This window comes from Salinimonas sediminis (assembly GCF_003429285.1).
Lineage (GTDB): Bacteria > Pseudomonadota > Gammaproteobacteria > Enterobacterales > Alteromonadaceae > Alteromonas > Alteromonas indica.
In genome coordinates, this window is record NZ_CP031769.1 from 2,834,097 (window position 1) to 2,857,299 (window position 23,203).

General features: G+C 46.6%; 17 protein-coding genes. 9 read left to right on the top strand and 8 right to left on the bottom strand.

Going from position 1 to position 23,203, the window contains the following annotated elements; all coding sequences use genetic code 11:
• The first annotated feature begins 30 nt into the window (after positions 1-30).
• From lepB to D0Y50_RS12635, 8 genes are all read left to right on the top strand, one after another.
• Positions 31-708, top strand: coding sequence for a signal peptidase I (gene lepB / locus D0Y50_RS12600; protein ID WP_232366254.1), 678 nt, complete (start codon positions 31-33; stop codon positions 706-708).
• A 143-nt stretch (positions 709-851) separates the two neighbouring features.
• Positions 852-1,307: an Hsp20 family protein gene (locus D0Y50_RS12605; protein WP_108568331.1), complete on the top strand. Its 456-nt coding sequence runs from the start codon at positions 852-854 to the stop codon at positions 1,305-1,307.
• A 106-nt stretch (positions 1,308-1,413) separates the two neighbouring features.
• A complete protein-coding gene (locus D0Y50_RS12610) occupies positions 1,414-1,872 on the top strand; it encodes an Hsp20 family protein (RefSeq protein ID WP_170145505.1) in 459 nt (152 codons plus the stop codon).
• A gap of 127 nt (positions 1,873-1,999) precedes the next feature.
• Positions 2,000-2,530 carry an Hsp20 family protein gene (locus D0Y50_RS12615; RefSeq protein ID WP_117317257.1) on the top strand — a complete coding sequence of 177 codons (531 nt, stop codon included), beginning with the start codon at positions 2,000-2,002 and terminating at the stop codon, positions 2,528-2,530.
• A gap of 325 nt (positions 2,531-2,855) precedes the next feature.
• Positions 2,856-3,140: a pyrimidine/purine nucleoside phosphorylase gene (gene ppnP, locus D0Y50_RS12620; RefSeq protein WP_108568334.1), complete on the top strand. Its 285-nt coding sequence runs from the start codon at positions 2,856-2,858 to the stop codon at positions 3,138-3,140.
• A gap of 393 nt (positions 3,141-3,533) precedes the next feature.
• On the top strand, positions 3,534-4,517 hold the full coding sequence (locus D0Y50_RS12625) for a transposase (RefSeq protein WP_117317259.1): 984 nt from the start codon (positions 3,534-3,536) through the stop codon (positions 4,515-4,517).
• Positions 4,518-5,439: 922 nt separating this feature from the next.
• A complete protein-coding gene (locus D0Y50_RS12630) occupies positions 5,440-8,058 on the top strand; it encodes a TonB-dependent receptor plug domain-containing protein (protein WP_117317261.1) in 2,619 nt (872 codons plus the stop codon).
• Between the two features lie 657 nt (positions 8,059-8,715).
• Positions 8,716-11,310, top strand: coding sequence for a TonB-dependent receptor (locus D0Y50_RS12635; protein ID WP_117317263.1), 2,595 nt, complete (start codon positions 8,716-8,718; stop codon positions 11,308-11,310).
• Between the two features lie 81 nt (positions 11,311-11,391).
• On the opposite strand, the gene D0Y50_RS12640 is transcribed toward D0Y50_RS12635, so the two are convergent.
• The 3 genes from D0Y50_RS12640 to adk form a co-directional block, all read right to left on the bottom strand.
• Entirely contained in the window at positions 11,392-12,525 is a 1,134-nt protein-coding gene (locus D0Y50_RS12640) for an alanine racemase (RefSeq protein WP_117317265.1), read from the bottom strand.
• Positions 12,525-12,923 carry an MAPEG family protein gene (locus tag D0Y50_RS12645; protein ID WP_108569048.1) on the bottom strand — a complete coding sequence of 133 codons (399 nt, stop codon included), beginning with the start codon at positions 12,921-12,923 and terminating at the stop codon, positions 12,525-12,527. Before D0Y50_RS12645 ends, D0Y50_RS12640 begins: the two co-directional genes overlap by 1 nt.
• A gap of 145 nt (positions 12,924-13,068) precedes the next feature.
• Positions 13,069-13,713: an adenylate kinase gene (adk, locus tag D0Y50_RS12650; RefSeq protein WP_108569047.1), complete on the bottom strand. Its 645-nt coding sequence runs from the start codon at positions 13,711-13,713 to the stop codon at positions 13,069-13,071.
• A 536-nt stretch (positions 13,714-14,249) separates the two neighbouring features.
• On the opposite strand from adk, the gene D0Y50_RS12655 reads away from it, so the two are divergent.
• A complete protein-coding gene (locus tag D0Y50_RS12655; RefSeq protein ID WP_108569046.1) occupies positions 14,250-15,104 on the top strand; it encodes a LysR substrate-binding domain-containing protein in 855 nt (284 codons plus the stop codon).
• Positions 15,105-15,176: 72 nt separating this feature from the next.
• Here D0Y50_RS12655 and D0Y50_RS12660 read toward each other — a convergent pair whose 3' ends face one another.
• From D0Y50_RS12660 to D0Y50_RS12680, 5 genes are all read right to left on the bottom strand, one after another.
• Positions 15,177-16,793 (bottom strand): zinc-binding metallopeptidase family protein, encoded by a 1,617-nt coding sequence (locus D0Y50_RS12660; protein WP_232366255.1) that lies wholly within the window; start codon positions 16,791-16,793, stop codon positions 15,177-15,179.
• 12 nt (positions 16,794-16,805) lie between these two features.
• Complete coding sequence (locus D0Y50_RS12665) at positions 16,806-19,631, bottom strand: TonB-dependent receptor plug domain-containing protein (RefSeq protein WP_117317267.1); 2,826 nt, start codon at positions 19,629-19,631, stop codon at positions 16,806-16,808.
• Positions 19,632-20,238: 607 nt separating this feature from the next.
• On the bottom strand, positions 20,239-22,161 hold the full coding sequence (gene htpG, locus D0Y50_RS12670) for a molecular chaperone HtpG (protein WP_117317269.1): 1,923 nt from the start codon (positions 22,159-22,161) through the stop codon (positions 20,239-20,241).
• Between the two features lie 105 nt (positions 22,162-22,266).
• On the bottom strand, positions 22,267-22,866 hold the full coding sequence (recR, locus tag D0Y50_RS12675) for a recombination mediator RecR (protein WP_117317271.1): 600 nt from the start codon (positions 22,864-22,866) through the stop codon (positions 22,267-22,269).
• Between the two features lie 2 nt (positions 22,867-22,868).
• Positions 22,869-23,195 (bottom strand): YbaB/EbfC family nucleoid-associated protein, encoded by a 327-nt coding sequence (locus D0Y50_RS12680; protein ID WP_108569042.1) that lies wholly within the window; start codon positions 23,193-23,195, stop codon positions 22,869-22,871.
• Between the last annotated feature and the right edge of the window lie 8 nt (positions 23,196-23,203).

The following is a 23,203-nucleotide window of genomic DNA, read 5'->3' on the forward strand; positions in this document are numbered from 1 at the left end:
TTAGTAAGACACCCAAAGTAAACACTGAATATGGATAAAGGAGTAAAAATTATGAGCAACATAAATGGCCGGGTCGAACGATTTTGCTTAGCTGCCAAGGAAAACTGGGGCTTTGTTCTTTTTCTTCTTTGCCTATTAAGTATTCGAAGTAGCTTCGCCGACTGGTACCACGTCCCCTCAGGCTCTATGTTGCCGACTATCCATATAGGCGATCGTATTTTAGTAGACAAATCAGCGTATCGTTTAGATATCCCTTTTACTGATATAGGCATCATGACTCAGCGTTCGCCAGCACGCGGAGATATTGTGGTGATAGATTCCGATACTGCTGACAAACTGTTGGTTAAACGGGTAATTGGGGTGCCTGGTGATAGGATTGAGATGCAGAATAATAGATTGAAAATAAACGGTATAACCTCATCATATGAAAAGAGCGGGTCGCAGACTTTTCTTGAAGCTGGGTTAATGCCAACCCACAGGTTACGAGTATCACAGACCAGATCTACCTATGCCACATTCGGCCCTGTAACAGTTCCTAAACATCACGTACTGGTATTGGGAGACAATCGTAACAACAGTGCTGACTCGCGCGCCTTTGGTTTTGTACCTATAGAAACACTCAAGGGTAAAGCGACTACTGTGTTATGGTCTTTTCCGGAAAAAAGCTACCTGCCTGCCACAGATCGCTGGCTTAAAAATTTAATTTAATTTTTTTCAAATTAGCCTATTGAAAAGCGGTAAAAGGATTCTATATAGGTATTGTCGGCGCTGCACGAGCAGGCTGACAATAACCGCCGCCAGGTAACTGGGGCATCTAATTAAACATATTGCTTTTAATCGAGGATATGACTATGCGTACTATCGATCTATCTCCACTTTACCGCTCTTTTATTGGTTCTGACCGTTTGGCTTCATTAATTGATGCTGCCAACCGAGCTGACAGCCAAAGCACTTATCCGCCCTATAACGTCGAACTGTTAGGCGACGATCATTATCGAATTTCAATGGCTGTAGCCGGTTTTGGTAATGATGATATTACTATTGAAGCTCAGGATAATACCCTTAGTGTACAGGGCAAGAAAGCTGAAGCAGACAATGATAAAACTGCTCGTAAATACCTGCACAAAGGAATATCGGAAAAAAGCTTCGAGCGCAAATTTCAGCTAGGTGATCATGTTAAGGTAACAGGAGCTAACCTTGCTGACGGCCTACTTCATATTGACCTTGAGCGACAAATACCCGAAGCCAAGAAGCCTCGGCGGATTGAAATCGGTCAGCGCTATATAGAAAACAAAGACAGCGAATAATACGCTGCTCACTTTTCCTTAAGGGCCTGGAGACCTAGGCCCTTAATTTTGCTGCCGCGGCGCGGGGCAAGCCAACAACATATTGCTTAATAACAAGGATATGATCATGCGAAACATCGATTTGTCACCCTATTCTCGTATGTATTCCGGGCCTGCTAGCCCACTATCATCTTTTAACAGGCCGAAGTCTGTTACCAAGACCCAAGACTTTCCACCCTATAATATTGAAGTGCTCAGCGCGGGAAAATATCGAATCTCTTTAGCTATTCCAGGCTTTAATCGCTCATGGATAGCGGTTGAAACTCAAGACAATATACTTCGGGTGAAGGGCGAAAGACCTGTACCCAATAAGTGTGAAGTGTCACGACATTTCTCTCATAGAGAAATTATGGATACGAATTTTCACCGTGAGTTTAAACTAGACGCTCAGATGACAGTTACTGGCGCGAGTATGGCAGCTGGGATATTGCATATCGATATAGAAGAAAATCTGCCGGATGAGAAAAAAACACAGCGCATCAGCGTTTCACAGCGTGACTCTGTTAGGTCAACTAACGCAAAATAGTGTCATAGCAATAAGCGCGGAGAAAAAGCAACACTACGTGCAAACCCAATAATTTATTATCAACCCTAACATAACGCTGCCGCTAGCGGGGCTGAATGTTAAATATTGCTTTATTAAGGATATTATAATGAGAAACATCGACTTATCGCCACTTTACCGTTCTTTTATCGGATCTGACCAGCTGTCTTCCTTGATTGAATCTGCGCATCGTAAAGATAATCAGCGGGCCTACCCGCCGTACAATATTGAAGTTTTGGGCGATGACAAATATCGAATATCTATGGCGCTAGCCGGGTTCAATCGCGAGCAGATTACGGTTGAAGCACAGGGTAATACTCTTACTGTTCGCGGTAAGCAGACTTCAAGCGAGCAAGCAAATGGCACCAAGGACGATGCTGACCACAATACTGGAAACGTAAATAGCGAGGCAGTAACTCAGGCCGAAACTACTGGAAACCGACATAGTCGCCCAAGCAGCGAGAATACTCAGCGCAAATTTTTGCATAAAGGTATCTCCGCTCGTAATTTTGATAAAACGTTCCAATTGGGCGATCACGTCAAAGTTTTAGGGGCAGAATTAACTAATGGTTTGCTGCATGTGGACTTAATGCGTCAGATCCCCGAAGCTAATAAACCTCGCCGGATTCAGATTGTATAAAATCTTAATTTAGCCATAGTATAGCAATGCAAGCGAACCGTATCCCCTACTCATACTTGCTATACCTGTTGGGTGACTTATTTTAGTCACCCTATTCTGTTAGGGCGGTTAATCTTTGAAATATATTAATGCGCGCCGTTGCGCCGGATACAGTTGCCCAACTTTCATCCAGAGGCTGCTCTTCCAACAATTTACAGCTCTGCTATAGCCAATAAACATACTACAAAACCTATGGAGAGTTTTTGGGGCCGTTTATCCAGTTCGCCTTTTGTAATTGTATGCGTCACAATACGCTTTTATGTTAATGGAAAAAGGAAAGGAACGTATGGCGTTTGAAGTAAATAGTTATTTTGATGATAAGGTAAAGTCCATTGCTTTTGAATCAGCAAACGGACCATGTACCTCGGGTGTAATGTCGGCAGGTGAATATACCTTTAACACCTCAAAACATGAGGTTATGAAAGTTATGGAAGGTGAAATGTCGGTTAAACTTCCCGGCTCAGAAACCTGGCAGCAGTATCCGGCGGGCAGCCAGTTTACGGTTGATGCAAACTTATCTTTTGACGTAAAAATTTCTACTCCTACCGCTTACCTCTGTTTTTACAGCTAAGTAAAATAGCAGGCCCTGGGCCTGCTATTTTCTATTTTGCTAACTACCATAAATACCGATAACCATCGATCAAGCCTTAAAACAAAATACAGTAACTTGCTGATAGAAAGTTTGCCGATAAACACCTTTCAATAACACATCTCAATAGCGTCTCTATAACGTCTCTATAAGACACCCACTCCAGGTTTCTCGATAAGGGCATTGGCAATAGATGTAGGAAAGACACCCATTCCTGGGTTCGCAAGACACCCATTCCTGGCTTCCGAGTAACAACCTCTTCATCAATTGCCTATCCCCCACCCTTGTTTACAGCATAACCTGATCTTTTGAACCGTAGTCATTGCCCGCTTTAAGCCTATACTGGCCTTATTACTTTCAACTGTATTTATTGTTATGCCCAGCGCCAGAAAGACCCAGATTTGCCTCAATGATACGCCTTATTATCACTGTATATCACGCTGCGTAAGGCGTGCCTGGCTATGTGGTAACGATGTCCTGACCGGCCACAGTTACGAGCATCGCCGCGCCTGGGTTGAAAAGCGACTGCATTTTCTTGCGGGTATCTTTGCTATCGATGTATGTGCCTATGCAGTGATGAGTAACCACACTCATGTGGTACTGCATATTGATAAGCCCCTGGCGGATACCCTGACTACAGTGGCAGTATTACAGCGCTGGCACCGCTTATATAAAGGCACATTGCTAAGTGCTAAATACCTTTGTCCGCAGCAGCGTCGAAGCCTGTCTCAGGCAGAAGTGGCTACGGTGGAAGCCACCGCTGGTATTTGGCGAGAGCGGTTAGCCGACATCAGTTGGTTTATGCGGGCGCTTAATGAGTACATCGCACGTCAGGCCAATCAGGAAGATGAGTGTACCGGGCGGTTCTGGGAAGGACGCTTTAAATCCCAGGCATTATTAAGTGACACGGCGTTGTTAGCCTGCATGGCCTATGTAGACCTTAATCCGGTTCGCGCGGGCATTGTCTCCACGCCCGCAGCGTCGTTGTATACCAGCATTCGTCACCGGCTACGCCATAGCCACCGTCAGCGCCCGGTGGCACCCTTAATGGCCTTTAATGACCAAACAACACTGTGCCCATCCCGTTCTTGTATACCATTTAGCTTTACTGATTATCTGGTACTGATAAACACTACAGGCCGCATTAAGATAAAAGGCAAGTCCTGCCTCAGCGATACGTTGGCGCCCCTCTTACACCAGTTAGGACTGAAACCGGAGCAATGGTTAGCGTTGACGCAGGGTTTTGAGCAGTGTTTTCACCGGGCCGCAGGGGATATAGAAAGTTTGCTGCGGTATCGCAACAATCATAATCTCAGTCGTATTGCCGACAGACGTAATGCACAACGACTGTTTGGTTAAAATACCAAGAGCTATGGCTTGTAAAAACAAACCAGCCTTTAATACCTTCGTCACCTTCCTATCATGTCTTCTATTGATGATATATATCAAGGCCGTCATACAATAGGACGTTGTTTATTTTCCTATCAGCGCTATGCCGCAACTAAATTTTGCTTTTGGCTACTGTTGGCTAATATAGCTTTGAAAGTTATGAACCCACGCCTTCACAGGGCTATCCTTACTTTTTATCAGATTTATATTCTCTGACAACTTAGTTTTGAACTTTAACTTTCCGCCCGTTTTCCGCCTTAAAAATTAATGCCGGCCATTACTGTGGGTGTCTTGCAAGCGCGTTGCTAGCCACAGTTCTGGAATATGGATGTCTCTTAAGTTTCTTTTTATTTTCCTATCAGCGCTATGCCGCGACTAAATTTTGCTTTTGGCTACTGTTGGCTAATATAGCTTTGAAAGTTACGAACCCACGCCTTCACAGGGCTATCCTTACTTTTTATCAGATTTATATTCACTACAACTCAGTTTTGAACTTTCACTTCCCGCCCGTTTTCCGCCTTAAAAATTAATGCCGGCCATTACTGTGGGTGTCTTGCAAGCACGTTGCTAGCCACGGTTCTGGAATATGGATGTCTTAAGCTTCTTACAGGCCACAGTGTCTGCGCATGAATGCCTTTCAAGCTATCCTTTCAAGCTACCTTCAAGCCACTTACGGCCTCCTATTTACTACCGGAGTCGTACGACCAGCTTTAAGTCATCCCTTTTTGCCGCCAATACGTAAGTAAATCGCTTTCCCCCCGCGGTGATTTTGGTAACATCGCGCCTTCTGTAACGATAAAGCCTCATAAATAAGAAGTGCAGGTCATTACAGCTATAACAAAACACCATACGACAAATCACGTATTATTGTTATTACTGAGGATGAACACACATGAAAGCATTCGCACTTTCGCCTATTGCCGCAACACTTATAGCCGCCAGCTATCTGCCAGTCTCGTATGCCCAGGAGGCCGAACAGAATAAAGCGACGGATGAGCCTGAAACTGAACAAATCCTGATTTTAGGAACTCGTCGGCCTGGGCGCTCCGTAGTTCAAAGCAACGTACCAGTAGATTTGATAGATGAAGACACTTTAAATGCGGGCGGCTTTAACGATATCAGCCGTCAATTACAGAATGTAGTACCAAGCTTCAACTTCTACCAACCTTCACTGGTGGATGGGACAGAACATATCAAACCTGCTTCATTGCGGGGCCTCGCGCCGGATCAAACCTTGGTGTTATTAAATGGTCGGCGTTTTCACACAAGTGCATTACTTAACCTCAACGGTACGTCAGGACGCGGTTCAGTTTCGGTAGATCTTAACGCTATTCCATCCGCGGCGATTAAACGCATTGAAATTCTACGCGATGGCGCGGCGGCCCAATATGGTTCAGATGCTATTGCTGGCGTTATTAATATTATTACCAAAGATGCTGCTGAAGGCGGTTCGGTTACCGTTTCAGCCGGCAGTTATTTCACTGAACTTGATGGAGTACCTGAACTAACCGGTATTTTAACCGACGAGCAAGGGAATATCGTACCGAATGAAAACGGTGCCAACCGTGTTACCGGTATCTACGGCGACGATATTAATCGCAACGATGGCGAAAATATTAATTTTACTGCTAATACAGGGCTGGCATTAGGTGATGATGGCTATATTAATATCACCGGGGAAATAGCCAATGCCAATAGAACCAATCGCGGTGGTTATGATGACGGAGATACTTACCCGTTAACCGCTGATGGTAACTTCGACCAGCGCGAACTTACCGTTAACCGCGACCGGTTTAATTTTGGTTCTCCCGACACGGAGTCTTACACGCTGCTAGCCAATGCTGGCTATTACCTGAACAGCAAGGCCGAGCTATATTCGACATTGACCTTTCAGGATAAAGAAAGTGTAACGGGGGCCTTTTTTCGGGAAGCCGCAGACGAGGGACTATTTATTCAGGATATCTACCCTAACGGCTTTACCCCACAAATTTTAGCAGAAATTCAGGATTGGTCAGTGTTGGCGGGAGTGAAAGGCAGTTCCGAACACTGGGACTACAACGCCAGTGTAGTTACAGGTAGTAATGAAGTCGACTATACGACTTATAACACCGCCAACCCCACATACCTTAGCCAGACACCCACCCAATTCTACGGCGGCCAATTAGCTAATCAGCAAACTACCTTTAGCTTTGATGCTTCCCGCTTTATTGACATTGACGGGTTATTCTCGCCGCTATCGTTCGCACTGGGCGCTGAATACCGTATCGATGAGTTCGAAATAAGCTCAGGTGACGAGGCTGCTTATACAAATATTCAAGCTATTGATGAAAATGGTAACCCGGTGGTTGATGAGACAGGTAACCCGGTTTATCAATCAGATAGGCTATTTGCCCAAGGCGCACTTTATTTTTCGGATGCCGCGCGGGTAGATGAAGATCGAGATAGCTATGCTTTTTATATCGACCTGGATGCTGATATTACCCAGCAATGGAATATTACCCTGGCCGGCCGATACGAAGATTACTCTGATTTTGGTTCTACCTCTAACGGCAAACTTGCCACCCGTTATATGTTTAGCGATACATTTTCTGTGCGTGGTTCCGTTAGTACAGGCTTTAGAGCCCCCTCTTTACAACAACAGTTTTATACTTCTGTCAGTACTAATTTCATCAACGGGGTAGCGTATGAAGTTGGAACTATTTCCTCTACCAGTACTGCAGCGCAAGCATTAGGGGGGAGCCAATTGGACGCAGAAGAATCAACGAATGTGAGCCTTGGCTTCACCTGGTCTCCCATAGAACGCCTGACTATCACTGCTGATGCTTATCGTATCGACATTGATGACCGCGTAGTGCTATCAGAAACACTGGGGGATAGCGATGATGAGGCCGCTATAGTTACGCAGGTTTTCAATGCCAATAATATTGAAGGCGTAGGCGCCGTGCGCTTCTTTATTAACGGCGTGAACAGCCGGACCGAAGGGGTTGATGTAGTTGCTAATTACACTATAGATGATATCGCCGAAGGATCATTGAACCTTTCTATGGGAGCTAATTATAACGAAACCGAGGTAAGTGAAGTTATTGCTACGGCGGGCCCTGCGGATCTGTTCGCCCCGGAGAGTCTATTTGCAAGACGTGAGCGTTCTCGCCTTGAAAATGCCGCTCCCAAAACAAAAGCCAATATTACGGCAAACTGGCAAGGCGAAAAGGTCTCGTTACTATTACGCGGTAATTATTTTGGTGAAGTTACCCAACCCGGCTCTACGCAAACTGGAGATGTTACCGTCGATACAGCGTTTATTGTCGATACCGAAGTCGGTTATTTTATTACCGAAGATTTACAGTTGAAGCTTGGTGTAAATAATTTATTCGATAAGTATCCCCAGTCCGCAGTAATCACTGACGCTCCTGATGTTGGCCAGTTTGATTATGTTATTCCCTACCCTAACTTTTCTCCGTACGGTTTCCAGGGCCGTTATGCTTATGGCAAGCTAACATATAGTTTCTAACCTGTAGAAATCTACTGGCGGGCGTATAGCCCGCCTTTAACACTGGGATTGGTATGGATGTCCTTCTAATTTTCTTCTAATTTTTTCAATTGCTAATTACTTCAGTGCGCCACGCTAAGTATCTGGTGATTGCAGTGGGGATCTCTCCAAAACCTAGTAATTTCAATGGGTGTTTCTCCAACACGTTTTTTGAAAATGGCTTGGGTGTCTACTCAATTCTTTCCAAGCCTCTTCGTAAGTGGCTATCCGCATAGCGGTGGTGTGAACTCCTACGCCGGCCTTTTTAATATGAGTAACTGATTAATCGTACGTTGACCTTCTATTCGGTATGGATGTCCTTCTAATTTTTTTAATTGCTAATTACTTCAGAACGCCACGCTAAGTATCTAGTAATTGCGGTGGGTGTCTTTCCAAAACCTTTCCAAAACCTAGTAATTTCGATGGGTGTCTACTCAATTTTTGCTACTCCATTCCTGTTGCCAATACAGGTTTGCTACCCGGCTTGGCTGCAGCTATGACGGGCTTAGTAAGTTGCATAATATTTACACGCTTTGTTACGTATTAGTGTTTTCGCATGATTGCATAGTGGTCATATTTAATGCTATTCATAAAAGTGTAGTAATAACTACTTTCACACTCATCGATAAGGAAATACAAATGAAACAAGGTGTTAAGCGCACCGCCATGGCAGTCAGCCTGGCTATATTCGGCGTATCTACTATCCCTACGGCACTGGCTCAACAAACCCAAGGCGCAGACAACGAGGTCGAGCGTATTGCTGTAACTGGTTCAAGAATTAAACGTACTGATATGGAAGGGCCTTCGCCAATTCAAAGTATTGATGCCTCGATGATTGATGGCATGGGCTATGAAAATTTACAACAATTACTGGAACGTATGCCCTCTACTGGCGCAGGGACGTTTTCCACCCGGGGCAATAGCCAAGACTCTACTGCAAATGGCGCCGCCGCAGTATCGTTACGGGGGATGGGGCCAGATGCAACGCTTGTTTTAATTAACGGACGACGGGTTGCTATCAGTGCTTTTGCTGAAAGTATTACCAATTCATTTGTAGACATAAACTCCATTCCGGTGTCTGCCATTGAACGAATCGATATTCTAAAAGACGGCGCATCCGCTATATATGGCTCTGATGCGGTTGCCGGCGTAGTGAACGTCATTCTGAAGAAAGATTTTGAAGGCCTTGAACTCAACCTAGGCTATGGTGGCACAACTGGTCCAAGCTATGATGAAACGACAGCCAGCATGGTATGGGGCGCGCAGTCAGATAAAAGTAGCTCTACTGTTATACTCGATTATTTTAACAATAGCCGCCTATCGGCCGACGAAATGGGCCAGTACGGTACGGCAAATCAATCAGCTTATGGTGGCATGGACTTTCGTTCCTCGCGGGGCTACCCGGGCTATTTTTATGTCGATGGGGTGAAAACTATTGACCCGGACTGCCCGGAAGACAGCGCGACTGAATCTGGCAGTTGTCTGTTTGACTACGGCCCGTACGGTTTGACCATTCCTAAGGCGGAACGGGTAGGCTTAATTGGCCAGTTTGATTACCAGATAAACGCTGATGTAACCGCATTTATGGAAGTCGCGGTTCAGCACAATACCTCGGAAGCTGGCGGTGCCGCTACACCGCTTGATGAAGATGCCGGCCTGACTGTGCCCGGAACACACCCTGATAATCCGTTTGGCCAGGATATTGAAATCGGTCGTTATCGTCCGGTCGATGCCGGCGCGCGCCGATGGGATATTTCTACCGATACATTACGTATGGTCGCTGGGCTGCGCGGTGTATTTATGGATTATGATTGGGAAGCTTCGATACAAAAAGGGCGCAGTAAATCCGAACAGTCAGGCAACCAGTCGCAGGGTTGGGTGCGGGTTGATTGGCTGCAAGACCAAATTAATCTGGGTAACTACAACCCTTTCGGCGGGGTGACTAACCCGGATGAAGTCATTAACGATATTACCACCAGTCTGGTTCGCCGTGGCGAATCGCGTATGACCAGCGTAGACGCTCACATTACAGGAGAAGCATTCGATTTCGGCGATGATGTGGTAATGATGGCGGCAGGCGTGGAGTACCGCGAAGAAGAAGTTTCTGATATTCCGGATATCCAGTTCCAGCGTGGGCTTATTTTCGGTACCGAATCGGTCTCAGCACAAGCTGAACGCGATCAATATGCTGCCTATCTTGAACTGTCTATTCCATTAGCTGAACAGCTTGAATTACAATTAGCCGGGCGTTATGACCATTACAGCGACTTTGGCAGCACTACCAACCCTAAAGTTGCCCTACGCTGGGCGCCCACCGATGAAGTAACGGTTCGTGGCTCGTGGGCACAAGGCTTTCGGGCGCCCTCTTTGGCTCAGGTTGGTTTAGGGCCGTCAGAAAAAAGTGTGTTTTTTGTAGATCAGTATCGGTGCGCCGCCACCGGTCTGGATTGTGAATCTCTCGATTATAATATTCAGTTCTCGGGCAACCCGGGCCTTGAAGCAGAAGAGTCAGAGTCGTGGAACGTCGGTGTTATCTGGGCTCCGGTGGAGGCGCTGGGTTTGAGTATTGATGTGTGGAGTATTACTCAGGACAATAAGATTGATGAGCAACAATTTGGCTTGGTGTATGACGCTGAGTGTAATAATCAGAACAGTGAAATTTGTGTACGTTTGGCCCCCCAAGCTGGCGAATCGCTAGGGGTAATACAAAAAATCTTCAACACCTATCAAAACGTCTCTTCACAGGAAGCTTCCGGGGTCGATTTCAGTGCAAACTATGGGCTTTCGCTCAACAATTATGGCGAACTTAAGTTTAATCTTGATTGGTCATACATGAACGAGTTTGAAAAAGATGGGCTTGATTACACTGGAGAGTATGGCTATCCGGAAAACCGTTGGCTATTTGGTACTACCTGGATGCTAGGCGCGTTTGATGCCAATTTAAATATTAGCTATATCGGTGAGTTCGAAGATACACCGGACATTGATTTCGACGGTATTCTGGATTTTGAAGACAATCAGTCTCGCATGGTCGACTCGCAATTTTTAGTCGATTTACAAGGCGGCTACAACGTATCTGACAGTGTGCGGTTGGTGTTGGGCGTGAATAATCTGTTTGACGAAGAACCTCCATTTGCCATCGGTAACGGCGATTCTGACCTTTACGGTTACGTAGGCGGTATTCACAATCCCCGGGGCCGGTTCCTGTATACCAAAGCAACCTTCCGCTTCTAACCCTGATAATATCAGCCGCTGTTTTTCCAGGCGGTAAGCTAATCAACCGCAGAGCCTATAGATAATAGTCGCTCTGCGGTTTTACCAGCCATTTATACGCTGCCAACTATCGCTGCAGGTTTGGTTATCGTTAGTGACCATATAATGGTTAAACTGAGCAGCCGTAGCACATGCATGTACGGGCAGAATTCGCAGCATATTGCCGTAAGCGAATACAGTGGGATCCGCCGGCAAACCATCGCGATGCTCAATAATGCCATGCTCCTGATTAGTCTGACTGACATACCAGCCGTCTAACACATTGCCGTGTGCATCGCACACCAAACCATAGCCACAGTCCAGCGGTTGCCCACTCGTTCCTTTATCTCTAGACAATGCCATCCAGCCTGCATCTATCATCACCCAGCCTTTCTCTTGTTGATGACCGATAATACTGGTTAACACGCTTAGCGCGATGTCGGTGTAAGCACATACCCCCAACCCGGCCATTACCAAGTCAAATGTCGCATACACGCCGGCGCGCAGTTCCGTCAGTCCCTCATGGCTGGCTGCGGCAAGCACCGTGGGTGTGGATCCTGCGGAGATCATCGTGCAGGGCAAGCCGTGGTCGGCCAACGTTTTCGCCGCAAGTAACACCTGCTGACTCTCCTGTTGCGCCATTTGATTACGTGACTGCGCATCAAAACACTGATAAGACGCCCCCGCATGGGCCATGACCCCTGCGAACCTCAGGTTATCCGTCTGCTCAATACGCTGGGCAATATCCAGCAATTGTGGATCACTGGCTTTTACCCCAGCGCGATGGTCATCGACATCAATCTCTATGGCTACCTGTAATACATTGCTAAGCTGGGCAGCATTTTGGCTTAGCTGGTTTGCCGCAGCCATACTATCGATAACCACGGTAAACGTAATCGCTTTTTGCAATAACGCATTAACTTGCGGCAATTTATTTGGGCTTAAACCCACTGCATATAAAATATCCTGATAGCCGGCTTCAGCAAATATATTTGCTTCGGCCAAGGTAGAAACGGTTATGGGCATTAGTGCCGGGGCATAAATGGCGGCCGCTTCAATACTTTTTAAGGTTTTTACATGGGGACGTAAAGCAACTCCGGCAGCCTCACATACTTCAGCTACCCGGGCTGCGTTAGCTTTTAACTTTACTTCATCTATCAGGCAGGCTGGCGTCATTAGCTCGTTCAAACGCTTCATTAAACCACCGTATAGTGAATCATATAAAGATTGGCTGCCGCCAAAAACAACATGGCACCAAATGTTAGCAACATACCGGCGACCCGTTGCCAACTGGTGCCGGTGTGGTGACGAAGCCCGTAAGCATGAATCACTCGACCAAATAGCAACGCGCTGGCACCAACGTGTAATACCCAGGTAAATGCGCCAAGGCTTTCTAAACACGCCAGGAGGATCAGGGTAATAGGAACATATTCACTAAAATTACCATGTGCCCTGTTTAGCCTTTCCAGTTCAGGGTTATCGCCAGTGCCCAGGCTAATTTGCTCGCGTCGCCGTACACTGATTACCACTATCGATAAATACAGATAACACAGCCCCAGCAAGCTGGCATAAAACGCGGTTATAAGCAGGCCCATCAAAAATCACTCCGATAATCATTATAGTTATTCTGGCAAGCTGACTGCAATTTCGCAAAAGCTTTACTGAGATTAAACGTAAAAAAGGCCGCTGTGCGACCTTTTTTTCATCTGACAGCGGTATCGCTGCGCACTATAGGTAATATTAACCTAATAGTTCGTCCAGTTCTTTGCTCACATCACTTACCGCTTTAGTGCCGTCTAACTTGTGATATTCACAATTGCCCTGTTCGGCTTCCTTGGCGTAGTACCCCACCAAAGGTTTTGTTTGCTCATGATATACGCTAAGACGATGACGTACAGTGTCTTCTTTATCGTCTTCACGGATGATCAATGCTTCACCCGTCACGTCATCCTTACCTTCAGTTTTAGGCGGATTGTTAGAAACATGATAAACACGCCCTGACGCAGGATGAACACGACGCCCACTCATGCGCTCAACTATGACATCATCGGGTACATCAAATTCAATCACGTGGTCAATTTTAATCCCAGCATCTTTCATGGCATCAGCTTGAGGGATAGTACGGGGAAAACCATCAAGCAAAAAGCCATCTTTGCAATCTTCCCGGGCTATACGCTCTTTAACCAGCCCGATAATAATATCGTCAGATACCAGCTTACCTTCATCCATAACCCGCTTCGCGGCCAGGCCTAGCTCACTGCCTTCTTTTATCGCTGAACGCAGCATATCACCGGTAGAAATTTGCGGAATACCGAATTTCCCCATCAAAAACTGAGCTTGTGTTCCCTTACCAGCGCCGGGTGCGCCAAGAAGAATGATTCGCATTGTTGCGTTCTCCGCTTTTATTTTTAAACTTTCGGCACTTTACACACTCAGCGTAACACTGACAAGCCCATAGCTGCTTTAAACCCAGCGTTTACGACTAAAATCGCATAAGCAATACACAACTTTGTAAGGTTTAGTTAACAAACTGCTACTTTATGCCTACTTCCCGTATTTGCAACGTCTAAGCGGGTACAAAATAACCGCCGCCAGTACCTTTGTTGTTACTAAAAGATGTACTTTCATGCACTACAACTACGATTTGATAGGTAAACGCTATTTTTACCTATTTTAGCGAAATAGCTGACGCACTTCGGCTTGTCTCTCAACTAATTTAGGCTAACCGGCTGCATACATGCGTAAATAGCTAGCGGCGGTCCACCTAGCTATTTATCTCTGCTTTATCAGCCGATAAGTAAAGCTTCTTTACTTTTGACAAATCTAATGCTAAATCTGGTTATGATAAAAATAATTAATAACAATCAAAGACTAAATTAACAGTGAAATAGGATTGCCTGCCTATTGCCGGGGATCTTACTATGAAAAACCTGTCTGTGGATTTTTTACGCTCGTTTGTCACTATTGCACAAACCGGTAGTTATACATTGTGTGCAGAACGCTTAAAGCGCACGCAGCCAGCCATTAGTCTGCAAATTAAAAAACTCGAACAGATCGTAGGTGAAAAATTATTCAGCCGTGAGGGGAATCGACTTACGCTAACATTAGCGGGGAGTAAATTACTTGAGTTCGGGATGAAAATACTCACCCTCAATGATCAGGCAATGGCGGAGTTCGGGAAGCCTCAGGTAAGTGGCAATATTCGTATGGGTATTCCCAGTGAGTTTTCCACCACCCTCATGCCTAAAATAATCCGAAAATTTACACAATCCTATCCCGAAGTTTCTTTAGAGGTACATTGCGCGCTGACGAAGAATTTGCTGGCAGAGCCCCTGAAAAGCCAGTTTGATCTTATCTTATCGTTGCAGGAAACCCCGGACGCTCAACAAACAGGGCATATTGTTACCGATCAGCTAGTATGGGTTAGCAGCCAGCGTTTTGTAACCACACTACCCACCAAGTTACCTTTGATAGCCGCCCCCGCCCCTTGCCTATATCGTAAACGGGCAATACAGGTGCTTGAGAAACATCATCGGCAGTGGCAGATTGTTTACACCATTGGTGATTTGAACGGCATACAGACGGCTATCAACGAAGAACTCGGAATTACCGTGCTGGCCCGTAGTACAGTACCGCCTGGGTTGCATATCTTACCGCCCTCTCCCCAATTACCGGATTTAGGCCAAATTGGCGTATGTTTGGAAAACCCGCAGAAAGTACGCTCAGAGGCCATTGAGCTATTAGCCAGAGCAATGACTACGCAATTGGCAATTTAACCTGCGGCTGGGTATTGTTACCTAACAAAAGGCCGCTATGGATATAGCGGCCTTTGTGCAGCAATGATGCGATTAGTCGGCTTGTTTAACCGTTGGATAGGTAATGTCCAGCTGTTCCAGATAGGTATCGTACTTATCCGGATTATAGTAATAGGATTTCATCTTATCGCGGAATTCATTCATGATGCCTTCATTCAGATGAATGGCCGGTTGATCCTGTTCACGCAGTAAAGGGGTATATTGCTGGTCTTTGGTTTGCACATTTTTATAATAATCCCAGGCGGCATCTAACAATTTATCATCTGTTAGCAAATCATAAAGATTCAACGCCTGAGCTTTGGCCCCTGCAACCACCCCTTTGTGCGCAATGGGTGTCGCCATTGCCACTGCATTGGACCAGTTATGCCCCGGCAGGTTAGGAATATTGGCCGGATAGCGTAGTGTGATTGTCGGCACCTGCCAGGAAATATCCCCAATATCATCAGAGCCGCCGCCGGTGTTTTTCTTTAAATCGGGTGGGTCCGTCAGCTCGGATATCTCGGTTTTTAAGCCTTCCGGTTCTGCGCCAATATTTTCCTGCAAAGCTTTAGCCAGAGCGATGTCTTCTTTCGACCATTGCGGCATTCCTACTCGTTTTATATTTTCGTACGCATCTTCTGCCATGGCTTTATTCATATGCATGGGCCACGCCGAACCTAGCACCGTTGAGTCCCACGTGGTATTCGTCATTAATGCGGCGCCTTTAGCCAGATTATCGCCAATTTGCCATAACGATTTAATGTGGGGGTAATCGGTTTCCCGGAAGAAATACCAGCGGCTTGCTACAGGAGGCACCACGTTTGGCTGGTCGCCACCATCTACGATGATAGAGTGGGTACGCTGAGACAAACGCAGGTGTTCCCGGCGATAGCCCATGCCTACTTCCATCAGCTCTACCGCATCCAGTGCACTGCGACCGCGCCAGGGCGACCCTGCGCTATGGGCTGACTCGCCATAAAAATTGTATTGAACAGATACCAGCCCGTTACCATAGCCGCCCCCCCAGTGAGTGGCGAATGTATTTGAAACGTGGGAAAACAATACGGCGTCTACATCTTTAAAATAGCCATCACGCACATAATACGCTTTTGTCCCCAACTGCTCTTCAGCTACGCCGGGCCAGATTTTGATGGTGCCACTAAGGCCATTCTTCTGCATATGCTCTTTGACCGCTAACGCAGCGATGATGTTTACCACCGAGCCTGAGTTATGGCCCTCACCATGTCCCGGCGCGCCTTTAATTAAAGGATCATGGTACGCTACCCCGGGCTTTTGCGATGCTTTGGGAATACCGTCGATATCTGACCCCAATGCAATTACTGGCTCGCCGCTTCCCCAGGTAGCCATCCATGCGGTGGGAATGCCGGAAATACCTTGTTCGATAGTAAAGCCATTTTGGCGAAGTATGTCGGTCAGGTACTTTGAAGTCTCAGTTTCCTGAAAGCCTAGCTCACCAAAGCTGAAGATCATATCGTTCATAACCTGCGCTTGTTTTGCTTTAGCTTCGACAGCGGTAATCAGTGCTTTTTTTACATCATCCGAAGAATCGCTGGCCGCGCTCGCCTGCATACTGAAACTTAGCCCGGCAGCTAAACACGCACCGGCAATCGCATTTCGACGTATTATCATTGTTTTTGTTACCTTTTTCATAGCGGGATCCTGTTATATTTCTACTCTGAAACCAATTTTGAACTGGCGGCCCAACACATCGTACAGACTACGATTTGTGGCCAGGTAGCCAGGCCGGTTTTCCGAGCCTTGATAAGCTGGATAAGTCACTACCGCAGGATCTGTATCCAGTAAGTTGCGAATTTGCAGATATAATTCCACATCGCCAGTATTGGCAAACGCGAGGGTGGTTGAGGCATAACCGTCGAGGTAGACTTTGCCGGAGACCTGGTTATTGTTGATGGTGTAGTTCGGTGCCACGCTTTCCGGACAGTCGGTGGTACATTCGATATAAGCGTTACTCAGTACGCCATCACTTACCCCTCGGGCGGTTAGATTGAACCGCATATCATTAAGGGTGTAGTCTATCGAAGCTCGGTATTTCCAATCGGGCGTGGCGCTAGTGTTAGCCCCCGCTTCATCAATGGCGGTCACCCCATTGTCGGTGATATTTTCCAGATAGTTAGTCGCTAAAAAGCGAAACTGCAATGCGCCTGGGGCGCCCGCTAAAATATCGGCCACATCAAAACGATAAGTGAGGTCATAATCTACCCCCCGTGCGGTCATTTGATTAAGGTTTTCATACAGCAGGTTGATGGTCTGCAGTGTTCCCCCCGCATCATAAACCATATTGTCGCAGTAGCGTTGTACCGCGAATTCCACACAATACTCGGCGGTAGCGTCGGCTGTAACATAACTAATCACGCCATCAATTTTAACGTCGTAATAGTCAATCGAAGCAGAAAATCCGTCTAAAAAGGCCGGCCGAAGCACCATCCCTACGCCCCATGAATCTGCTTCTTCCGGGCTAACCCCAGCGTTGCCCTGTAAGTTTTGAATCATAGGCACCGACGCCCCGTTGATCGTCACCGAGTTGGAACGGGCTGTACCGGCAGCATATAATTCAGAAAGATTCGGGGCGCGGATATCGCGTGAACGGCTTAGCCGGAAGGTTGCGTCCTCAATGGGGGTCCAGGTTAGTCCCGTTTTCCAGGTCGTCACTCCACCTGAAGTAGAGTAATCGGTGTAGCGCACCGCACCATTAAAATCCAGCGTGTGAGTTACGGGTATCAGCGTTTCCAGGTACGCTTCTTTCACATTGTACGAGCCTTGCGTAACTTTATAGTTTCCGTATTTCCAGCCCGACGCGTATTGCGGATCAACATAGCCGTCCATTTCCTCTTTACGATATTCAGCCCCAAACGCTATGGATATTGGCCCTGCCCAGCCTTCAAAGTCGCCGGTACTAAAGTTAATTGCTGCTACATCCTGAATAAAATCCTGTTCACGCCGTGGCTGTCCCATAACATAATCCAGGGCGGCGGCGCTAGCGACCCCTACTCCTAATCGATTTAACGGTACACACGTTGAGGCGCTGTCAGTTAATGCCGAACGGCACACTATCTCCCCCGTGGCGGGGTCAGTAACGGCGTCGGTAGCTAAAGTCAGGCGCTCAGAATTATAGGTGGGTGTCATGTGTTCATCGGTATGGGTTTTACCGTACTGATAATACGTATCCCAGGTGAAAAACTTCCCGCTTAAAACAAACTCGCCATTTGCCCCAATCACTATGCGGGTCGTATCACGCGTGTTATTGCTGCCCGATGCTGGCATATCCACATTACTGGTATTGAGCGTAACGCTATCTAATCCCAGCTCATTCATTTGCGAAGCTACCGATTCAGGCAGATAAGCATTGTCGTCATAAATCGTAACCCCGATAGAGGTAGGGTTTATGTAGTAACTTAGCCCTTCATATTCGGCGTATGATGCTTGTAAAAACACCTCGGTATCGTCCAGCATCCAACTAAGCCGGCCAAATAAATTCTGGCGTTTCACATCCGCTGCCAACGAGTTGGTGCCGGCCATACCTGAGGTGCTGTATTGCCAATCCCCGCCCTGCATCCATTGCCCCGATACATCGCCATAGGCCAACTGGTTAACAGTGCCGTCAACACCAAAATAGGTTCCTTGCAGCGGACCAGAGGCGATTAACCCTCCGGGCGTATAGTTCGCAATCCCAATTCCGTCATCGACCAGGTAAAACGGTGCCCCCGCGGAGGTATCCGGATTAATCATGGCAACATCACCCTGCGTGGCCCAATCACGGGTGGTATAGTGAATGCCATTAGCATTGAATGTTTCGCCACTTAGCAATAAATGCCCATCCCCCCCACCTAGCTCAGTTCCATAGGTTAAAACAATCTTATTGTTTTCGCGGTCTCCCTGGGATGTTTCGCCATACTCCACCTGTGATTTAAAGCCGGTGTATTGCTTATCTAAAATAAAGTTAACTACGCCGCTGATTGCATCTGAACCGTACACCGAGGACGCACCGCCGGTCACAATATCCACACGCTTGATTAGTGATTGAGGGAAAGTATTGGTATCTACCTCACCTGTGGACGCGGAAACCACCGAACGCTGTCCATCAAACAACACCAGTGTACGGCCCGTTCCCAAGGCGCGTAAGTTCAATGCTGCAATCCCTGACGCGCCATTACTTAATGAACCGGACGAGGTAGACGCAGTAGAACTACCTGATACCGACGGCATCGTATTTACAAAATCTGCCACGCTATCTGGAGCGTAGGCATTGATATCAGCTTCAGTCATGGAGGAAACAGGTGTGGGTGTATCATAACCATCCCTGGCTACCCGCGAACCGGTGACCTGAATAGATTCCATTTCAGGTTGTGCTGCTGGTTCGTTGGTTTGCTGCGCGAAGGCAGAGTGATGCAGTAGCGGCTGAGAAAAAACTGCAGCAATAGCTGTAGTCAGATAAAGCCGTCGGGGTGTAAACAGGGCCGGGCTACTCATGGTTATTCTCCTTGTTCCAATGCAATGTGTGCTTTATTGGCGTTCTGATGCGCCGGGGCGAGCTATACGCGCTATTTGCAGCGTGTACTAAACATTGAATTGCACAAGGTGTACCTAAAACTATGATTTAAATAAATTTTATCAGCGCTTTTTGGATTTCATTGTAAAATAAGGGGCAAAGCTGAAAAACTTTTTTTGTATTTTCATTCACTTAAAGCCTATCAGCTAAATTTATTAACAGGACGTTAACCCATAAAAAATACTTATATAGTAGATATTTTATACAGCTATTAATGAGCAAGGTGCTCTTGGGGAATCAGCAATACTAATAATAAAATTAATAAAAATTATGCGGTGCACTGCGATAGGGCATTGACGCAGGGCATTGCAATATTGGAGCGCAATATGTAAAGGCTTGGGCGAGTAGCCCCATAGCCAGCCATGCTGATGTTATAACATAATACGTTAGGGGCCCCATTAAGTGCAAACGATTAAGGTATTACCTGGTCCGCTATACCAAGCAATACTGAGTGCACCCTCCGTCCCTTGCAAGAGTCCACAAAAAAGCCGGTCATTTAACCGGCCCTTTTTACGTTTCTAACAGCGTTTACTTAGATAAGTTAAGCAAAAGCTCATTAAGGTTTTTCACGAAGGCAGAAGGATCTTTCAAACTCCCCTGCTCAGATAACGCCGCCTGGTCATACAGCACATTCGTCCATTGGGCGAAGCGGCTTTCATCCTGCACATCCGCCAGCATTTTCACCAGGCTATGCTCAGGATTCAGTTCAAAGTGATACTTAACATCTGGTACGGGTTGTCCAGCGGCCTGCATCAGCTTCATCATCTGCGTGGTCATACCGTTATCGTCAGCCACAATAACAGCTGGCGAATCGGTTAGACGGTGAGTGAATTTCACCTCGACAACTTTGTCGCCTAGCGCTGTTTTAACACGCTCGAGTACACCCTCAACTTCTTTTTCAGCCGCTTCCTGGGCTTTCTTGCTTTCTTCGTCATCTAAATCGCCAAGATCAAGATCACCTTTAGCAATAGACTTGAATTGCTTGCCATCGAATTCTGTCAGATGTGACATTAGCCACTCGTCAATACGTTCGCCTAATAGCAACACTTCGATGCCTTTCTTACGGAAGATTTCCAGGTGCGGGCTGTTTTTAGCAGTCTGATAGCTATCAGACGATACATAATAGATGGTCTCCTGACCTTCTTTCATGCGACCTATGTAATCAGCCAACGAGACGGTTTGCGCATCGCTATCATTATGGGTAGAGGAAAAGCGCAGCAGACCTGCAATTTTTTCTTTATTGGCAAAGTCTTCGGCTGGGCCTTCTTTTAAGACATTACCAAATTCATTCCAAAATGCCTGGTATTTATCCGCATCATTCTTCGCCATTTTTTCAAGCATACCAAGCACTCGCTTAGTACAACCCTGGCGTAACGCCTGAGTGATCTTATTATCCTGAAGGATTTCACGCGACACATTCAACGGTAAATCATTCGAATCGACCAGACCTTTTACAAAACGTAAATAGGTAGGCATAAACTGCTCAGCATCGTCCATAATAAATACGCGCTGGACGTACAGTTTCAAGCCATGGCTTTGGTCACGGTTCCAAAGGTCATAAGGCGCTTTACTAGGAATATAAAGCAAGCTGGTATATTCCGTTTTACCTTCAACCTTGTTATGAGCCCAGCTCATTGGCTCAGCGAAGTCATGCGAAATATGCTTGTAGAACTCCTGGTATTCTTCATCAGAAATTTCTGACTTATCCCGGGTCCACAGCGCGGTGGCTTTATTAACACCTTCCCAATGACCAGGTTCAGCCGGTGTCTTTTCACCATCCGGACCTTCCTGCTCAGGCACTTCTTCTTTATACATTTGTACTGGAATACTGATGTGATCGGAATATTTGCTGACAATAGAGCGCAAACGCCAATCATCTAGAAACTCTTGTTCATCTTCGCGCAAATGCAATACGACTTCGGTGCCACGGCTTGGCTTGGTAATCTGAGCAATGGTGAATTCACCCTCGCCTTGTGATGTCCACTCTACACCTTCTTCCGCTGGCGCGCCCGCAGCCCGGGTACGTACTGTGACTTTATCAGCCACAATAAATGCAGAATAAAAGCCTACGCCAAACTGGCCTATCAATTGTGAGTCTTTTGCCGAATCACCGGATAGCTTACTAAAAAAGTCTTTGGTACCAGATTTTGCAATGGTCCCCAGGTTAGAAATCACATCTTCCCGGTTCATTCCAATGCCATTATCGGCCACGGTTACAGTACCGGCTTCTTTATCTACACTGATTTTTACATTCAGGTCGCCATCGTCTTCATACAGACTGTCATTTTCCAGCGCCCGAAAGCGAAGTTTGTCCGCTGCGTCAGCGGCATTAGATACCAACTCCCGCAGGAAGATTTCCTTGTTGGAGTACAGGGAATGAATCATCAGCTGCAGAAGTTGTTTTACCTCTGTCTGAAAACCATGTGTTTCTTGTTGGGCTGCTTCAGCCATAAACCAGAATCTCCTAGTTAGATGGAACTCAATTCAAACAGGAAAGTAGGGGCGCGGGGAGAGCTTTTCAACTGGCAACAGGCGTTTTTGTTAAAAAAAAGCCACTTATAGTTTACGCCGACCGGAAAATGCATGGGTTAAGGTATTGCCATCAATGTATTCAAGCTCACCGCCCACTGGCACACCGTGGGCAATTCTGCTGGCGGCAATATTATTCTGATGACACAACTGCGCAATATAATGTGCAGTGGCTTCACCTTCTACAGTAGGATTAGTTGCCAGGATAACTTCTTCAATGGGCGCTTCTTTCAAGCGCGCTTCTAACTCGTCAAGCCCGATGTCAGCTGGCCCGATACCATCAATAGGCGATAGGTGGCCCATTAACACAAAATAAGTGCCTTGATAAGAGGAGGTCTGTTCGATAGCAACCACATCTTGCGGGCTTTCGACAATACAGAGTAAGCCGCTGCTGTTGCGTTGGGGATGCTGGCAAATACCGCAGATAGTATCTTCAGTAAATGTACGACAACGCTGACAATGCTGGATATGTTCCATTGCATTGTGCAGCACTGTACTTAACTTAAGCGCCCCCTCACGGTTACGTTCAAGCAAGTTGAACGCCATGCGCTGTGCGCTCTTGTTGCCAACACCCGGCAAGCAGGTAAGCGCATTAATAAGTTCCGCTAGAAGAGGGCTGAATTTCATAATTAAAACGGCATTTTGAAGCCAGGAGGTAGAGGCATACCGCCAGTTACATCACCCATGCGTTCTTTACTGGTTTCCTGAATCCGGCGTACCGCGTCATTAAATGCTGCGGCTACCAAGTCTTCCAGCATGTCTTTATCATCTTCCATCAATGATGGATCGATATCTACACGGCGAACATTATGGTTACAGGTTACGGTAACTTTTACCATGCCTGCACCCGCTTCACCGGTTACTTCCAGATCGGCCAGTTCTTCTTGTACCTTTTGCATGCGCTCCTGCATTTGCTGCGCCTGCTTCATGATGTTACCCATTCCACCTTTAAACATAATTTTTC

Bases quoted from the DNA above. Each gene is read 5' to 3' on its own strand.
- D0Y50_RS12605 (WP_108568331.1), top strand. From the start codon at position 852: ATGCGTACTATCGATCTATCTCCACTTTACCGCTCTTTTATTGGTTCT.
- D0Y50_RS12640 (WP_117317265.1), bottom strand. From the start codon at position 12,525: ATGAAGCGTTTGAACGAGCTAATGACGCCAGCCTGCCTGATAGATGAA.
- D0Y50_RS12625 (WP_117317259.1), top strand. From the start codon at position 3,534: ATGCCCAGCGCCAGAAAGACCCAGATTTGCCTCAATGATACGCCTTAT.
- D0Y50_RS12630 (WP_117317261.1), top strand. From the start codon at position 5,440: ATGAAAGCATTCGCACTTTCGCCTATTGCCGCAACACTTATAGCCGCC.
- D0Y50_RS12645 (WP_108569048.1), bottom strand. From the start codon at position 12,923: ATGGGCCTGCTTATAACCGCGTTTTATGCCAGCTTGCTGGGGCTGTGT.
- D0Y50_RS12615 (WP_117317257.1), top strand. From the start codon at position 2,000: ATGAGAAACATCGACTTATCGCCACTTTACCGTTCTTTTATCGGATCT.
- D0Y50_RS12635 (WP_117317263.1), top strand. From the start codon at position 8,716: ATGAAACAAGGTGTTAAGCGCACCGCCATGGCAGTCAGCCTGGCTATA.
- D0Y50_RS12680 (WP_108569042.1), bottom strand. From the start codon at position 23,195: ATGTTTAAAGGTGGAATGGGTAACATCATGAAGCAGGCGCAGCAAATG.
- ppnP (WP_108568334.1), top strand. From the start codon at position 2,856: ATGGCGTTTGAAGTAAATAGTTATTTTGATGATAAGGTAAAGTCCATT.
- adk (WP_108569047.1), bottom strand. From the start codon at position 13,713: ATGCGAATCATTCTTCTTGGCGCACCCGGCGCTGGTAAGGGAACACAA.
- D0Y50_RS12660 (WP_232366255.1), bottom strand. From the start codon at position 16,793: ATGAAAAAGGTAACAAAAACAATGATAATACGTCGAAATGCGATTGCC.
- D0Y50_RS12610 (WP_170145505.1), top strand. From the start codon at position 1,414: ATGCGAAACATCGATTTGTCACCCTATTCTCGTATGTATTCCGGGCCT.
- D0Y50_RS12655 (WP_108569046.1), top strand. From the start codon at position 14,250: ATGAAAAACCTGTCTGTGGATTTTTTACGCTCGTTTGTCACTATTGCA.
- recR (WP_117317271.1), bottom strand. From the start codon at position 22,866: ATGAAATTCAGCCCTCTTCTAGCGGAACTTATTAATGCGCTTACCTGC.
- D0Y50_RS12665 (WP_117317267.1), bottom strand. From the start codon at position 19,631: ATGAGTAGCCCGGCCCTGTTTACACCCCGACGGCTTTATCTGACTACA.
- lepB (WP_232366254.1), top strand. From the start codon at position 31: ATGGATAAAGGAGTAAAAATTATGAGCAACATAAATGGCCGGGTCGAA.
- htpG (WP_117317269.1), bottom strand. From the start codon at position 22,161: ATGGCTGAAGCAGCCCAACAAGAAACACATGGTTTTCAGACAGAGGTA.